At 55.8% G+C, this 15,822-nt stretch carries 12 protein-coding genes; 9 read left to right on the top strand and 3 right to left on the bottom strand.

Annotated elements, in window-relative coordinates; all coding sequences use genetic code 11:
- Window positions 1-132: 132 nt before the first annotated feature.
- Both NQU42_RS00060 and NQU42_RS00055 read left to right on the top strand, forming a co-directional pair.
- On the top strand, window positions 133-1,527 hold the full coding sequence (locus NQU42_RS00060; protein WP_296607999.1) for a hypothetical protein: 1,395 nt from the start codon (window positions 133-135) through the stop codon (window positions 1,525-1,527).
- A gap of 153 nt (window positions 1,528-1,680) precedes the next feature.
- Window positions 1,681-2,586 (top strand): carboxypeptidase regulatory-like domain-containing protein, encoded by a 906-nt coding sequence (locus NQU42_RS00055; protein WP_296607997.1) that lies wholly within the window; start codon window positions 1,681-1,683, stop codon window positions 2,584-2,586.
- Window positions 2,587-2,790: 204 nt separating this feature from the next.
- Here the strand turns inward: NQU42_RS00055 and NQU42_RS00050 are convergent, their stop codons facing one another.
- Window positions 2,791-3,423 carry a protein-L-isoaspartate O-methyltransferase gene (locus NQU42_RS00050; RefSeq protein ID WP_296607995.1) on the bottom strand — a complete coding sequence of 211 codons (633 nt, stop codon included), beginning with the start codon at window positions 3,421-3,423 and terminating at the stop codon, window positions 2,791-2,793.
- Window positions 3,420-3,980 (bottom strand): HVO_0476 family zinc finger protein, encoded by a 561-nt coding sequence (locus NQU42_RS00045; protein WP_296607994.1) that lies wholly within the window; start codon window positions 3,978-3,980, stop codon window positions 3,420-3,422. Before NQU42_RS00045 ends, NQU42_RS00050 begins: the two co-directional genes overlap by 4 nt.
- A 207-nt stretch (window positions 3,981-4,187) precedes the next feature.
- Here NQU42_RS00045 and NQU42_RS00040 point away from each other — a divergent pair, with 207 nt between their 5' ends.
- The 7 genes from NQU42_RS00040 to NQU42_RS00010 all read left to right on the top strand — a co-directional run bounded on the left by NQU42_RS00040 (window position 4,188) and on the right by NQU42_RS00010 (window position 11,502).
- On the top strand, window positions 4,188-6,197 hold the full coding sequence (locus NQU42_RS00040; RefSeq protein WP_296607992.1) for a thioredoxin domain-containing protein: 2,010 nt from the start codon (window positions 4,188-4,190) through the stop codon (window positions 6,195-6,197).
- Between the two features lie 189 nt (window positions 6,198-6,386).
- Window positions 6,387-6,995, top strand: coding sequence for a RimK-like ATPgrasp N-terminal domain-containing protein (locus NQU42_RS00035; protein ID WP_296607990.1), 609 nt, complete (start codon window positions 6,387-6,389; stop codon window positions 6,993-6,995).
- The gene (locus tag NQU42_RS00030) at window positions 6,992-7,999 is read left to right on the top strand and encodes a RimK family alpha-L-glutamate ligase (protein ID WP_296607989.1); all 1,008 of its coding nucleotides are present in this window, start codon (window positions 6,992-6,994) and stop codon (window positions 7,997-7,999) included. Before NQU42_RS00035 ends, NQU42_RS00030 begins: the two co-directional genes overlap by 4 nt.
- 10 nt (window positions 8,000-8,009) lie before the next feature.
- Complete coding sequence (locus NQU42_RS00025; RefSeq protein ID WP_296607987.1) at window positions 8,010-8,498, top strand: YkgJ family cysteine cluster protein; 489 nt, start codon at window positions 8,010-8,012, stop codon at window positions 8,496-8,498.
- On the top strand, window positions 8,479-9,585 hold the full coding sequence (locus NQU42_RS00020; RefSeq protein ID WP_296607986.1) for a glutamate-cysteine ligase family protein: 1,107 nt from the start codon (window positions 8,479-8,481) through the stop codon (window positions 9,583-9,585). The genes NQU42_RS00025 and NQU42_RS00020 overlap by 20 nt, the downstream gene beginning before the upstream one ends.
- Before the next feature lie 166 nt (window positions 9,586-9,751).
- Complete coding sequence (locus NQU42_RS00015; RefSeq protein ID WP_296607984.1) at window positions 9,752-10,810, top strand: lysylphosphatidylglycerol synthase transmembrane domain-containing protein; 1,059 nt, start codon at window positions 9,752-9,754, stop codon at window positions 10,808-10,810.
- 68 nt (window positions 10,811-10,878) lie between these two features.
- On the top strand, window positions 10,879-11,502 hold the full coding sequence (locus NQU42_RS00010) for a gamma carbonic anhydrase family protein (RefSeq protein WP_296607983.1): 624 nt from the start codon (window positions 10,879-10,881) through the stop codon (window positions 11,500-11,502).
- A 60-nt stretch (window positions 11,503-11,562) separates the two neighbouring features.
- On the opposite strand, the gene NQU42_RS00005 is transcribed toward NQU42_RS00010, so the two are convergent.
- The gene (locus tag NQU42_RS00005; RefSeq protein WP_296607981.1) at window positions 11,563-15,795 is read right to left on the bottom strand and encodes an SdrD B-like domain-containing protein; all 4,233 of its coding nucleotides are present in this window, start codon (window positions 15,793-15,795) and stop codon (window positions 11,563-11,565) included.
- Between the last annotated feature and the right edge of the window lie 27 nt (window positions 15,796-15,822).

Genomic DNA, 15,822 nt, shown 5'->3' with positions numbered 1-15,822 from the left:
ATGCTGCCGGATCTTCTCCTGAGCAGTGCTCTTTCAGCTTCTGCACTCTTTTGGTTTCTATTCGTGGAAGAGGTGAGCGGATGCGTCAGAGATTCAGGAAAACAGAGCTGATCCCTCCCAAAATATATATAGATGAAGTGCTCATACTTTTTCGGAGTAGCATGTAAGGTCGGGGTCATGTTGAAGCTCTATGCCTTTATCCTTATCGTGTTTGCCTTCATCAATGCCGCATTCGGTGCGATAGGCGATGGTGGTGTTCAGGGCTATTCAGATTTTACGCCTCTCGACAGCCCACCAGCGATGGGCGGGCAGGGATACCCGCAGAGCACGCAGTATCCTGGATCTCAACCACAATCAACAAACTCGCAGCTGCCAGACCAGCAGCCGTGGAGCAGCCTTGAGAACATCCTGGGCGGATTTTCAGCTGCCCCTGAGGTGCAGGGGCCCTACGCAGAGCAGATGACCCCGACAGATCTGAAGCTGCAGGAGCCGAGCGCAGAGAGCTTCCAGCCTGACGGCAGCCTCGACTTCAGCTCAGCCACACCTCCTGCAGGTCTTTCATTCGACCCGAGTGGTGTCTGGCGCTGGCCAGGCTCATTGACATCCAGAAACAGGCTTTACGTGCAGACGTCCTCTGGGCTCAAAACCGTGGGCGGCTGCCAGCTTGGCGGATACCTGCCACTCTGGGCGCAGATAGCCTCCGCGGGGAACCTGTACACGTATGAATGGTACCCGTCAAGCTCAAAACCAAAGGTCCGCTGGTGGGGCTGGTCGTGGCCCGGGTTCAAGCGCGGCTGGTTCTACGGAGACTCTCCCGGCTGGCACATCCTCAGCTACTACTGCAACGGCTGGTCGAACTACGTCTACATCTACGTCTGGCCGTCCTCTGTGATACAGTCGAACACAAACATAGTACAGTCGGTCTCCAACGTCCAGAACTCAAATGTAATCCAGTCATTCCACCAGGGCTCTGAATCCAGCATTCAGGGCGCACCGACGCCTCCTGATGTGAACACAGAGCAGCTGATCCTCCCGGACTCGAGCAAGATCTATCCAGGATGCTCAGGAGATGGATGTTATGCGGACCTCAATCCCGTCTTCCCCAGAGTGGCATCCTGCAGATGCCCGGAGGAGAGGTGCGGTTGCAACGCATATTACATACAGATATGGCCGAACAAGCTAGTCACAGCGGCAGGTGTTGTCCAGGGCGAGTGGCTCCCGCTGTGGTCGCACATCAGGCGTCCCGGAAAATACTGGTCGTATGAATGGGCACCATGTGGCAGCTTCCCCAGGGGATACTACTGCTCGCCAAGTGTGAAGTGCTTCGGCTACAAGAGTGCCGGCTGGTTCCCGACATGGTTCTATGGCGAGGAGATCGGATGGCACATACTGGCCTACTGCACAACCGACTGGTCTAACTACATATACATCTACGTCTGGCCCGGGAGAGGCACATCCAAATGCCATGAATTCGACTGCAGATCAGAGCCGCCCATAACATGCGGCCCCCATGATTTCGATTGCTGAGCGAAAGCAGATCTGCAGGGTGATCCCTGTGCCAATATGCCACCAGGCATCTGTGGCAGTTCGCTGAATGCAGTGCTGCATGCTCTCTTTAACGATCCATGGCATCACGCAATATTTATCTCCCAGCATTCCATACTCTGCGGGGGACTCAGTATGGATCATGCAAAGCACATCTTTATGTTTGCGGTTCTGCTCAATCTCATCGCGGGCTCCTGCCATGCTTTCGGGGCTGCCGGAACGAGGCAGCCAGACTGGCTGACGCCATGGAGCACGCAGCAGCAGGCCGTCACGACTGTTGAGCCCGATTACCTGAACCCATTTGCTGTGGAGCGACCTGAATGGGACCCGTATGCTCCCTTTGATTCAAAGCAGATGGTTATCGAGAGGATGGATCCCCTTGCAGAGGGGCTGACCATAAAGGACGAGCTGAGGCTGCCGAACATACTGTACGTACAGCAGGGCAGCATTCTCACAACCCGAGCTTCTGTGATTCTCGGAGACCCGATCATACTGTGGGTTTACACATCAGTTCCAGGCAACCTCCTGCTTTACGATAACGGCAGGATGGTTTACTCAACCGGTCTCATGATGCCGGGATGGTACAGGATGACAGGAGCTCATGCCGATCTTCTCGTATCCCATCTCTACGTCATGAGGGTGGGCGGGCTTCTCACAAACAACGTCTCGGTGCTCGTCGACCCTGGGAGGTACCCGACAACCTACAGCCTGGTCGGGCGTGTGGTCGACCAGAACGGGGCCGGCATCCCCTGGGCGAGGGTCATAATCTCAGGTGGTGAGGGCGGGAGCTTCGCCATAAACACTGATATGCTCGGCTACTACGGTATGGATCTGCCATCAGGGTACTATGTGATAACCGCAGTTGCTCCCGGGTACACATTCAGCCAGGTATCAGCCAAGGTCTGGCTCGGGACGGTATCCGCAGCACCGACGATCGTGGGTATTCCGACAGGGCAGCCGGTCCCTGTCTCGTATTCGCCTCCCTCTACATCAGCAGAGACGAATACGATTCCGGCTGCGATCCAAGGATACTCCGGGTAGTATGAATGGTGTTCTGAACCTGATAAATCAGGATCACCTCAAGACTGCATCAGCCGTCGACCGCACCAGCTTCGGCCCTCTGGGATCGGGGAAGGCCATGAGAGATATGGCTTGCATACTGCCATTTTTAGACTCTGGGAGGTCAGCATGTGATGAGAAGCCCAGGAAAAGATGCTCTTCAGAGCTCAGAACGGGATGTGCATCCTACCAGAAAGCGTCCTTGAAGCCGTACTCCCCTATGAGAGGTACGAATATGACGCCCATGGCCCGCTCTACCCTGATCTCATGATTCTTTGTCACGACCAGAAGGTCCTGCGAGTATGAGCCGACGGGGATGACCATTCTCCCGCCTGGCCTGAGCTGCTCCTTCAGCGGCTCAGGTATATCAGGCGCTGATGCTGCGACGCTTATCCTGTCGTATGGCGCCTGCTCCTTGTATCCCAGAGTTCCATCTCCGAGGATCATGCTCACGTTTCTGTAACCCGCACTCTCCAGATTCCGTCGCGCCATCTCGACCAGCTCTGGTATGCGCTCCACCGAGTAGACCTGGCCCGAGGGTCCGACCAGCTCCGCCATCACAGCCGCATGGTACCCGCAGCCGCCTCCGACCTCGAGGACCTTCATGCCCTCATGCAGATCCAGCAGATCACACATTATCGCCACCATGTGCGGCGCGGATATAGTCTGGCCGTAGCCTATGGGGAGAGGGCGGTCCTCATACGCCATGGCTCTGAGCTCCTCAGGAACGAAGAGCTCCCTGGGCACCCTCGACACCGCCTCCACAACCCTCTCGCTCACGTAGTTCCTGAGGCTCTCGATGAGCCTATCCTTCCTCAAAGCTGCCGCCCCCATACCCGCACGATATCTCTGGCCTCGGAACTCTCCGGAAATCCCCCGTCACGCACCTTGATCTTCACTATTTTGTACCTGATGCCCTCGACGTCTCTCACATCGCCGACTGAGAAAACCTCGTCGCCCTTCGTCATGATCCTGAAGGACCTCGTCCTGCCCGCTCTGTACACAGCGATCTTGACCACAACATCATCCACGGCTCTCGCCCATACACATTTCACATCTTTTGCAAGGGCGTGGCTCACCCTCCTCTCCGTCTCGATCGCAGTTATCTCAGCAACGACAACATCGCTCCGCCCATCATCGACCACTATCTCAGAGCCAACAGAGAGCATATCATTATAAGGAACACTCACACGGTACACCCTCGAGTTCGGCCCGGAGCTCACGATAACCTTCAGAGGTGTCATCCTAAAATGAGGAGATCTCACCGAGTGCACAGTGCCACACACCTCGCACCTCACCACGATATCCCTGCCCGCATGCAAAACAGTGTGCTCGGTGGCGGAGTCGCAGGCAGGGCATATTATATCACCTTCCATGTTTTTATGTCTAATTGCACAATGATACAAAAACATGACTATCGGAAACTTTTGGCGGATGCGTTTTGACGGCGTAGATTATCCTCAGCCCCAGCGCTGGTGAAGATCTTCTGAAAAAGAGCCTCAGAGCATGGCAATGGCGAGCACGATTGATCGGACGGATACAACAGAGAAAACAATTTACCTGGAGGCCACCTTAAACCTCATATGGACCGCAAACCCAACCGTCTCGCTGGAGAGTCGAGCCCGTATCTCCGGCAGCATGCATACAACCCAGTCGACTGGTACCCCTGGTCGCCTGAGGCGTTCGAGCGTGCGAGGGCGGAGGACAGGCCGATATTTCTATCGATAGGATACTCCACCTGCCACTGGTGCCACGTGATGGCGAGGGAGTCCTTTGAGGACAAAGAGATCGCTGAGATGCTGAACAGGGCTTTTGTGTGCGTGAAGGTGGACAGGGAGGAGAGGCCGGACATCGACGCGATCTACATGGAGGCCTGCCAGATCATGACCGGCAGGGGCGGATGGCCTCTGACGATCATAATGTCTCCTGATGGCGTCCCTTTCTTCGCAGCCACATACATCCCGAAAGAGGGGCGGCTCGGGATGATGGGGCTGAGGGAGCTCATACCGCTGGTGGAAGATCTCTGGAAGAACCGGAGATCCGAACTCACAGCCCTCGGATCGAAAGTGCTGAACGCCATGCGGAAGGCTGATGCGCATCCTCAGGAGTCGAACGCAGATGAGAGCACTCTCAGCAGGGCGTACCTCGAGCTTTCAGGGATCTTCGACTGGGCCAGCGGAGGGTTTGGGAGAGCCCCGAAGTTCCCACTCGCACAGAATCTGCTGTTCCTGCTCAGGTACTGGCACAGAACAGGGGAGGTTAAAGCGCTGGAGATGGTGGAGCTGACGCTCAGGGAGATGCGATGTGGCGGCATATACGACCAGCTCGGATATGGTTTCCACAGGTACTCAACGGATTCGAGCTGGGGCGTGCCGCACTTCGAGAAGATGCTCTATGACCAGGCGCTGATGTCGTTGGCATACCTGGAGGCGCTCCAGGCCACGGGAAATAGGGATTACGCGATTGTGGCAGATGAGATACTCGGATTTGTAGCTGAGGAGCTGATATCTCCGGAGGGCGCGTTCTGCTCAGCGCTTGACGCGGAGAGCGATGGAATCGAAGGCGGATACTATCTCTGGACGATGGATCAGCTTCGGGATGCACTTGGCGACGATCTGAAGAAGGCGCTCGACGCGTACATACTTGAGCCCGCGGGCGGGAGCAACGGGAGGAGCGTGCTCAGGATCTCGCTGGAGGGCGAATTGGGCGAGTTCAAGCGCTCAGTCGAGCCGATAAGAAGAAGACTTCTGGAGGCCAGATCGCTGAGAGCAAGACCGTTCAGGGATGAGAAGGTGCTCGCGGACTGGAACGGACTGATGATCGCGGCATTCTCCAGAGGAGCTCAGGTTCTGGGGGAGGAGAGATGGATGCGCATCGCATCCAGGGCAGCGGATTTTGTGCTTTCGAGCATGCACAGAGACGGCATGCTCTTGCACTCCCATAAGGGCAGCAGGGTATCGATACTGGATGATTACGCCTTCCTCATATTCGGACTGATGGAGCTTTACCAGGCCGGGTTCGACGGAAGGTATCTTGAGAGAGCCGAGATTCTGGGCGAGGAGATGATCTCCCACTTCCTCGATCCGGATGGAGGGTTCTATTACACGATGGAAGAGCAGGGTGATCACATCCTGCGGCGGAAGGAAGTTCGCGATGGCGCGATCCCCTCAGGCAATGCCATGGCCACCATCGACCTTCTCATGCTCGGGAAGATACTCGGCAGGCCGGATCTGGAGGAGATCGCCTCTAAAAGCTTCAGGAACATCAGCATGGACTCCCTGCCCGCGCAGGTCGGGCTCCTGATCGCTCTCGACCTCGCGCTCGGCCCGTCGTATGAGATCGCAATCGTGGGCGATGCGGATGGGACAAAAGCCATGCTGCGCGCCCTCTGGGCCGTCTACGTGCCAAGAAAGGTTGTTGTCGCCGGGGATCGATCTCCAGAATGGGCCTCTGGCCTCCAACCTCTTGATGGAAAGGCCACGGCATATGTCTGCAGGGGATACACATGCAGCCTTCCGACAACAGATATCAGAAGTATGATAGAGCTGCTCGGCGTGAGGAGGGTTCTGAGAGCGGATCAGGGTAAGCTCTAAATACTCCAAGACATCTACAGTAAATCCGTTCGGCACCTGTGGTGCCGAGGATCTCCTTATGGAGCGCAGATACTATAAAAAACACCGTAGTGGAGTGGTGATAAGGCCACCTGAGTGCACCCAGACTGTTTTCCAGAGCTGGTGGCCGCTCGTATGAACAAACGTCACACTATTCCGAAGAAAAATATTATGTATACGTTGAATAAAAATGGGACCGTATACATCATCAACGAGAACTACTTCTACAAAACAGAGCCATACTACACGATAGTGCAGAACGAGTTCGAGGGAATCAGGACAGTTCCCAGCAGCAGTGCTGTTCTCGACGCGTACATTGTTCCGATATGCCTGGAGAAGGCGAGGATGGCAGGGATACCCGTATGCGAGTGGGTCGTCTCCTACGCATACATAACACTTCCAGCGATAGTCTACGGCCTGAACTACTTCTCCACGCCCTCCGAACATTTCGTTGTGAAGGACTTCACAAGCGCGAAGAAGGCGATAAAGCACGTGACAAACTACGGCAAGTACCCATTCTGCTACCAGAAGATAAGCGATGAGGCAGAGGTCGCTGTGTACAACTCCATCTTCGGAAGAACGGTCGACTGCTCTGAGGAGGTAGAGACGCTGGCGGAGAAGATCTACGCTGTCTTCAACATACCACTGGTGAGCCTCGTGCTCGTCAGAGATCTTGGAGGATACCGTTTGTCATCACTTGCACCTGTGATGTACTCTCAGCTGTCAGAGAAAGAGAGGGAACTTATGAAGAGCATCCTTGAGAAGAGGGTGAGCAGTTGAGCAGGTTGGGGATATTCGTCAACAGGCAGACCCTGAGCAGCTCAGAGCAGCTCACAGCACTCATAAAGTGCAGGGATGCTGCCGAGAGCATGGGCCATACTGCGGAGTTCATATTCCCGGTGGACATAAACAGGATTCCTAAGCTCGACGCTCTGTTCATCAGAGCCAATACGGATCCGATGAACGCGACGTATGTCGCATCGAGGATCGCGAGCCTCTACGGGATCCCTGTCATAGACGATCCTGCCTCGATCCAGATATGCTCAGATAAGATCAACATGTACCTGCACCTCGTGAAGAAGAACCTGCCCATACCAAGGACGGTCTTCCCGAGCAAGAGAGAGATAGCTCCGGAGTACGCCAGGGCGCTCTTCGAGAGGCTAGGCACGCCGCTGGTGCTGAAAGAGCCATCGACATCGTTCTCAGCAAGGGTCGAGAAGGCATCGAACGTCCAGGAGTTCATGAAGATATCGAAGCGTTTCCTCAGGCTCTCAGACTGGATAGTGGTGCAGGAGTATGTGCCGAGCAGCTTCGACTGGAGGATCGGGGTGCTCAACGGTGAGTTCCTCTACGCATGCAGGTACGTCATCCCATCCCAGACATTCAAGATACAAGCATCTGTGAACGGACATCTCGTCTACTGCGGCGTGGAGAGCGTGCCTCCTGAAGATGTCCCGGCCGAGATAATAGACCTCGGGATCGAGGCTGGCAAAGCGATAGGCAAGGGTCTTTACGGGGTGGATATCAAGGAGAGCAAAGGTCGTCTGTATGTCATAGAGGTCAATGACAACCCATCGCTAGATGGCGGCGAGGATGTCTGCTACCCTGACGTCTACAGAAGGATAATCTCGTATCTCATTAACGGAGACCAGTACGCAGAGACGCTCAGCTACATGCCATCCAGGATGGACAGCTACATGGGAGAGGCGAGGTTCGATCCATCCACCCAGAACGTGCTCGGATCTGAAGAGCCTCTGGCATACAGGATCGACTTCGAGAGATGAGGGGGTCGAAGTGGATCCAGATCTGTTCAGCGATATCTGCAGCTCATGCGGCGGCATCTGCTGCATCGATGCGAGACCGCCTCTGACGAAGAGACGGGCTGAGATCCTCATCTCCGCGGGTCTGAGCCCGGATGATATAGAGGACGTGGGCTACAGGAGGATAAGGGCGAGGGATGACGGATCCTGCGTGCTGTTCGAGAATGGTAGATGCAGGCTGCATCATCTCAAGCCCGAGACGTGCTCAGCAGGCCCCTTCACGTTTGATGTTGTGGACGGGCGGCTGGAGATCTACCTGAAGAGGGAGAGCATATGCCCCCTCGCCGGCTATCTTCTCAGGGACAGTGAGGCATACGAGAAACAGATGAAGCTGGCGGTTGAGAAGATACTCGATCTGATAAGGGATATGAGCAGGGATGAGCTTGCAGCCGTGCTCAAAATAGAGGAGCCGGAGACCTTCAAGGTCATGGAGATCGACCTGGATGATAGGCACAGAGCATGAGTACTCCATAAACGATCAGAGCTTCAATCCCCTCCCGATCTCAGATCTGCTGATAAAAAAACTGAACGGCAGAATCGAGCACGAGGTAGATTTCGGAGACGTCCGCCTCTCCAAGGAGCTTCAGAAGCACGTCCTGGAGCTGGTCCCGCCGCCGAGTGAGAGCATAGCTGCGCTTGAGAGTCTGCTTTATGAAGGCGTAAGGAGGCTTTACAGCTCCTTCGGAGATTACAGATTCCTCGGGCTGGGGATGCATCCTCTTCTAACGCTGAACCAGACTAGCTTCTGGGATCATGACGAGGCTGAGTATTACCACCTCTACGACAGGCTGTTCAACATAAAACAGCACGGCTGGCTCAACATCCAGGCTCTGCAGATCAATTTCTCATACAGCGGAAGCGATATGCTGGTCGAGATGTTCAACAGGCTCAGAGCCCTCCTGCCCTATCTGATAGCGGTCTCTGCCGCCTCCCCGTTCGTTGAGGGCAGATACACCGGATACATGGACAACAGGCTTCTCTTCTACATGGAGAACCAGCGTGAGATCCCGGAGATATGCAACGATGTGATCCCGGAGAGGATCAGGAGCGTCAGGGATTACGTGATGATAAACAGAGGGATTTACAGGAAACTCCAGCAAAGGAACGCGGATCTTCTCTGCAGGGAGTGGGTGAACTCCAGGGGTATAATAGTCCGGTTTAAGAGAAGATGTCTCGAGATCAAAGCGATAGACGAGCAGGAATGCATAAGATCTGATATGGGCATAGCAGCTTTCACAGGCGCACTTCTGCGGAGCGATGTCCCGCTGGAGGAGGATGAGGAGGGTCTGAGGGAGCTTATGTACCTCGCCATCAGGACCGGCACATCTGGGATGATGCCTGAGCTCCAGAGGCTTTACAGAGTCGCGGAGAGGTGTGCGTCTCCCGACGAGAGGGCATATCTACCGCTGATCAGAGAGCGCATCGATAACGGTAGCCTCGCAGAGGTTCTTGTTAGAATCTACAGGCAGACTGGAGGCATGAGAGAGCCCCTGGAGGATGCAGAGAGGGCGCTGAGGACAAACACGCCCATGCTCTCCACCGAGGGATAACTGGCCCAGAGAGATCTGCAGATCAATCGTCGTGCAGCCCCGGTGGTCTCCATAGGATTCACGCGGGCTGGATGTGCCATGCAGGCGCAGTGTCGCACGTCAACCTGGCCACCCGCCGGAGCCCCTGACGATAAGCTATTTTTATCTTCAGATCACCCTTTGTGGTGTGCATCGAGAGAGGATAGAGCTTCCCACGCCGAACGCGAGAAAGTCGATCACACTGGTGGCGGTAGGCACATCGCTTTATCTCATGTATCTGTATCACGTAGGCTTCTCAGAGATAGCGGAGAGCATGAGATCCGTGGATATCCGCATTTTCTCGCTGGGCTTTGTTCTGGCTCTTCTCGGCGTGCTCTTCGACGGGCTCGCCTGGAGACGTGTGGCCCAGAAGTTCGACTGCAGTATATCGATAGCAGATGCATTCCTGATCTACCTCTCCTGCATATTCCTGAACAATCTCATACCGTCGGGCAGCTTCTCGGGCGAGACCGCGAGGATATACTTCCTGGAGAAGATCGCTTCTCCCGGCATAGACCGAGCCTCAGCTACGGTAGCCGCCAGCCGGATAATCACCTCGATACCATTCTTCCTCGGGGTTGCTGTGGGAATGGGCTATCTGGTGATGGAGACGAACGCTCCCGGCTGGGCGATCGCGACCTGCTCAGGCATAGCCGTCGTTCTCCTCGGGATCAATGCGATATTCGTGGGAATATGCTTCTCAAGCGGCTGGCTTGAGGGGATCGTCTCTGGACTGATAGAGTTTGTCGAGAAGGTATTCCATCGGAACGTCAACAGGAACCTCTGCATCGGCATAGTCCGCAGATTCCATTCAGCTATGAGCGGGTTCACCGAGCACCGGAGAACGATCCTGGTTAGCACCATCTGGTCGCTAGCAGCCTGGCTCTGCATGAACCTCGTAGCGTTCGTGACGTTCAGATCCATGGGAATCGAGGTCCCGATGTGGGCCATATTCGCGGTCTACGCTGTGATGATCTTCATCCAGATGCTACCTCTGGTGCTCCCCGGCGGCATCGGGCTCGTCGACATAGTGATGATAACGCTCTTCAGCGCGATCGGAGTCCCCACGAGCTACGCTGTCGCCGCAACGATACTCTCCAGGCTGATACAGCTCTGGTTCCTCACCATCGCCGGAGGCGCTGCAACCGGCTACCTGCTTAAGAGAATAGATGAGAACCGGAAGAGCTCAATGTGCCATCCGGCATGAGCTCACATGTGGAGCACACGGATCATAGCGACGCAAACGATATCTTGGAGCCATCATAATCTTTTATCATGAGCGAGAAAATCAGATGGCCAGCTGCTTCGGTGCCAGAGCCTCCGGATCTGCCGTATCCTTCTGAGAGATCGGACTGGGAGGCGCTCTGGTGTCAGCCGATCGTTGATCCTGAAGCCTGGGTGAGCCCGGGCGCTGTGCTCATAGGGCGCGTTATTTTGAAGCGGGGTAGCTCGGTCTGGTATGGATGCGTTCTGAGAGGAGATGAGTCGTTCATCGAGGTCGGGGAGGAGAGCAACATCCAGGACTGCTCGGTGCTGCACGTCGAGCCAGACACCCCATGCATAATAGGGGATCGGGTCACGCTCGGGCACAGGGCCACGGTCCACGCAGCCCGGATCGAGGAGGAGGCGATGGTGGGCATAGGCGCCACGGTTCTTAGCAGATCTGTTGTGGGGAGGGGCGCGATAGTCGCTGCGGGCGCTCTAGTGCTTGAGGGCACTGAGGTGCCGCCGGAGACGCTCTGGGCAGGCGTGCCTGCGAGGGAGATCAAGAAGGTGACGCCGGAGCTCAGGGAGAGGGTGATCTCGACGAACAGACAGTACGCGAACAGAGCTGCGATGTACATCCACAGAGAGAAACTGCTCGCGAAAGGTGGCGGAGTGCAGAGCAGTCAGGCGTAACAGAGTGCTCTGAGATCCGGAAGAGATGTGATGGCGGGATATTCTCCCGCCGTCTCATGGCTACTCAGGGGCGCATGTGCTGCAGGACATCCAGTCGTCCCTGTACGACTCGGTGCAGCTGAGACCCATGCACTTCGGCACGGTCCAGCCCTCCCTCTCAGGCTCTTTTATCTCGACCCCGACGTATGCTCTGGCTGCGAGATCCGCCTCCACAGATCCTGGCCCGTCGATCGGGTAGGCCTCTATCCTGGCCCTGTTCGTGAACGTGCCGCTCCTCAGCGCTCTCATGTTGTAATCGATATCGATCCTCTTTCCGGGCCTGAGATCGAGTATCGCCCACTCGATCCTGTTCTCTCTCACCTGAGAGGGCGTGAGGGAGTAGTTGATCAGCTGCATATCAGATGGCACGTAATCTATCACGAACGCGACCATCGTGTAGTTCGCTCTGTTGCTCAGCGAGATCCTGTAGCTGACCGTGTCGTTGTATACCGTTGCGGTCTTCGTCGCTATGATCTCAGATGGACAGCACTCGAGCCAGTCGATCTTCATCGAGGAGAAGTTTCTCGCAGAGATCCACTCATCACCATGCTTTCCTGAGACGATCACCCTGTTGACCAGGTTCGAGACCTCCTCCGTGATGTTGAGTGTGAGCGAGATCGTCGCGCTCTCACCTATCCCAAGGTTGAGGAGCGTCCAGTTCGCGTACTCTGATGTCAGCTCACCAGGCCTCGCCGAAGATCCCACGTACTCGGTGCCTGGCGGGAAGAGGTCGAGGATGTACACAGGTCCTAGATTGACGTTGCCGTCGTTCTCCACGATTATCTTGTAATCAGCGTATGTGCTGTTCGCCAGATCCACGGTGCCCTCCTTTCTCACCGATATATGCGGGTAACCGTACCTGGAGACCCCTGTTATCCCGACCTTGCGGTCTATCTTGTACCTTCCGATGTACTGATCCACCAGATCAACAGTCCTGCCTTCCTTGCCGCTGAGATCCTGGTAGAGTACCCTGAGATCGGCCTTGCCGGAGAACTCCGCCTCGGTCTCCATCTCGTTCAGGCCCCTCGCGTAAGTCTCCTTCTTCATGTAATCCAGCGAGGAGAAGCTCTCGCTTATCAGGCTCTTCTCCGTCTTCGACCACATTCCCTCGTACCACTTGCCGGTGTAGTTCACAGCCATGCCCTGCGAGTAGGTGTAGTTCGCTGGAGTATGCGTGATACTGATATCCTTGTGCATGTAGCTGCTCAGGGTGTCCATCAGCTGGGAGCTCTCGTAGCTGCCTGCACCAGACTCGTACGAGCGCTGCGTGGATCCGAGGCGTTTATCTACAGATGTGAAGCCGGTGCCGCTCGCCTCGCTCTCGGAGCGGAGGTGCTCGCCGTACTCGTCGATCTTCTGATACAACTTGAAGCTGCCGACGTAGTCCTCCCTGCTCTCGTAGACCGCGTTAGCCAAGGCGTTATTCGTCCCATTGCTCTCCCTCGCCTTGAGTATTCCGACATGGCCCATGCCCGTGAACTCTGTATCGATCATGAGCCTTGAGCCGTTCTCGTCCATCTGGAGTGAGCTATCGCGCTTTATGTTCCTGGCGTAGGTGTACTCCTCGCTGAACGATGCTTCTGTCGCGTAGTTCTTCGCCTTCTGCTTCTCAACCCAGAGCGTTGAGTAGTTCACGTTTCTGTTTCTCGGGAGGGAGAACGATGTGGGGTAATGCGTCGCAGAGAGGCTCTTGTTCCAGGTTATCGTGCGGTTGCCGCGCTCGAATCTCACCAGATCCTCGGTCTCGTATGAGCCGCTGCCGTGCTCCTTGATCTTGGCACATGTCGCCGGCGGGCCGAGCTGGACCTCAGCTGCTGCATAGGCCCTCGTGCTCTCTCCTTCCGCCGTGAGCTTGTATACCATCTCAGCCCTGTTCACTATCTTTGGCGGATTGGTGCACATATTGTTGTAGACATTGACGTAACCTGAGCCGCTCACGCTCTGGTCCATCCTGAAGCTCATGTTGCCCAGCTCCTGGGCAATGCCGACCACTATCACGATCTCGCCGTAATCGCCAGGCGCGAGATCTCCTATGTGCCAGACGTTGTTGCCGCTGGTCGGGCCGGGACTCGCGCTGATGAAGTAGACCTCATTCGGGTACTGATCCACGATGTAGACGTCGTAGAGCGTAACTCCAGCAGTGTTCTGGTATCTTATCGTGTACGTTATCGTGTCTCCTGGCTCAACGACCTTCGGCTCCGCTGTCTTGTTGAAGAGCACCTCCGCAGCGATGGTGACCTCGGCCTCTGCTGGATCAGATACCACCTCACCATTCGGATCCACGCCTTTCGCTATGGCCACATTCTTTATCGGGGACGTGTCTGTGGGTTTCACAACATAGGTCTTGCTGACCTCAGTGGTATCTCCTGGCCCCAGGGTTATGGGATCGGTGTTTATCCTGCCGAGCCGGTCGTCATCTATGTAGATGTCTCTGATCGTCGTCTCTCCGCCGTTGGTTAGCGTGTATGTGTAGGTTATCGTCTGACCTACTGATGCGACCTCGACGGAAGGCCTTTTAGCGAGGGTGAGCTTGCCCTGTGGGGGCACCGGACACTGCACAACGACAACGACGCATGCAGTATCGCTCACCTCTGTTCCATCGACGGTGCCTGTGACTGTGGCGCAGTTCTCGAGCTTCAGGGGCACGGGCGGCACTCCTGGGAGCTTCTTGTACTCCCTGCTGATAACATTCCCGTAGAGATCCCTGACGACTACCAGCGTGTCGCCTGTCGGATAGTATGTGACCGTGAGGGTTGTGTACCCTGGATACGGCTTATCATACTCGACGATCAGCCCCTCCCATGGCTCTCTTGTGACGTAGTTCTCGGAGGCCACCCTGCCGTTGACGTACTCCGTGCGCAGGGAGTCGTATTTCTGAGGTCTCACCAGGAGAGACCATGCGAGAGCACCAGAGAAATTGTAAGCCTCTGTGAGAACGTCTCCTGTGGAGATGTTGGTGTAGTTCATGAGGGTGTAAACAGAACCGTTCAGTGTGACGTTGCTCACGATCAGAGAGGCGTTCGCCTTATCGAACGTGTCCCTGTACTTTCTGACGTAGCTGAGCTTTGCCTCAAGCCTTGTCATGTTTCTGTAGAGCGAATCGATCAGCTCCTGGTCGACGGGAGAGGCTGCCATTATGGTGAGCCGCTCCCCCTGGGTGTCAGATGGAGCAAGGCCGCGTTTCCCGTTCTGCTCATCCGAAGGTGTGAAGCTCTGGCGCGTGCAGACATCGCTCTCGACTTTGGCTTTCAGTGTTATGACCACATATGCGCCCGGCTCAAGATCTCCCAGGCTCCACGTGATAACACTGCCGCTCACACCTGAGGGTGCTGGATCCGCGGAGCTGTACAGAGTGCCAGGCGGGAGCGTGTCGACCACTGTGATACCATTTATCTTCGCTTTGCCGGTGTTTCTCACTGTAAGGGTGTAAGTCACCGTCTCTCCCGGCTCTACGGTCTGTTTATCAGCTGTCTTCTCAATATCGATGGCGCAGTTTATCCAGGTTATCTCGGCGGTCGCAGTGGTTCCGATCGATTCTATGAAGTTGCCCTGGGAGTCCTTCGGCACAGCGTAAGCGCTCAGAGTGGTGCCTGCAGGCTGGCCTGGCACCGTCGCCGTCCATTTACCATCTGTGCCCTTCGTCATCTCAACCGAGGAGGAATCGTAATACAGGGTCATGCCGGCGATGCTGCTGCAGAGATCTCCCTGCAGGTTCTCACAGCTCACAGTGACAACCACAGGCGTATCACTGCACGGATCCTGGGGAGTGGCCTCTATCGAGAGCTTTGCCTGTGGCTGTACTGTCCGGGTGTTCCCGAAGTTCTGGTCCGTTACACTCTCGTCCTCCTCTCCGTCAAACGTTATCGTGTAGCCATCTTTAGGTAATGTTCTCGTCCATCCACTCCTCGTCTCCTCGGTGATCGTGTAAGTCCCCGCGGGCAGGTTGGTGAAGGTGTACTTGCCATCGCTACCGGTCGTGGTCGAGATCGTTTTGGTCCCGTCCGAGAGATATATCGTCCAGCCCTCTATTCCGGGCTCTCCTGAATCCCAGACACCGTTCGCGTTCTCATCGTTGAACTTGTAGCCGCTGACGTCGAGCTTGCCCTGGCCGCCTGTCTGGAGTGTGTTGGTGAAAGTGACTTTTATCGTCTCGCCAGCGTCAAGATCGATTGTAGCAGTGGAGCCAGAGGTAGAGGATCCGCCATCTGTATCGCCCTCAATGGTTATGCTGCTCAGAACCCATCCTTCAGGCACACTCTCGGTCACCGTGTACTCGCCTGG

Origin of the sequence: Methanothrix sp., from assembly GCF_024518575.1 — an archaeon.
In the GTDB taxonomy this organism is placed as follows: domain Archaea; phylum Halobacteriota; class Methanosarcinia; order Methanotrichales; family Methanotrichaceae; genus Methanothrix_B.
The sequence above is the reverse complement of the archived record's forward strand: the minus strand, read 5'-3'. Positions and strand labels throughout refer to the sequence as shown.

Coding starts and splice junctions, on each gene's coding strand:
- NQU42_RS00060 (WP_296607999.1), top strand. CDS start 133: ATGAAGTGCTCATACTTTTTCGGAGTAGCATGTAAGGTCGGGGTCATG.
- NQU42_RS00055 (WP_296607997.1), top strand. CDS start 1,681: ATGGATCATGCAAAGCACATCTTTATGTTTGCGGTTCTGCTCAATCTC.
- NQU42_RS00045 (WP_296607994.1), bottom strand. CDS start 3,980: ATGGAAGGTGATATAATATGCCCTGCCTGCGACTCCGCCACCGAGCAC.
- NQU42_RS00040 (WP_296607992.1), top strand. CDS start 4,188: ATGGACCGCAAACCCAACCGTCTCGCTGGAGAGTCGAGCCCGTATCTC.
- NQU42_RS00035 (WP_296607990.1), top strand. CDS start 6,387: ATGTATACGTTGAATAAAAATGGGACCGTATACATCATCAACGAGAAC.
- NQU42_RS00020 (WP_296607986.1), top strand. CDS start 8,479: ATGATAGGCACAGAGCATGAGTACTCCATAAACGATCAGAGCTTCAAT.
- NQU42_RS00010 (WP_296607983.1), top strand. CDS start 10,879: ATGAGCGAGAAAATCAGATGGCCAGCTGCTTCGGTGCCAGAGCCTCCG.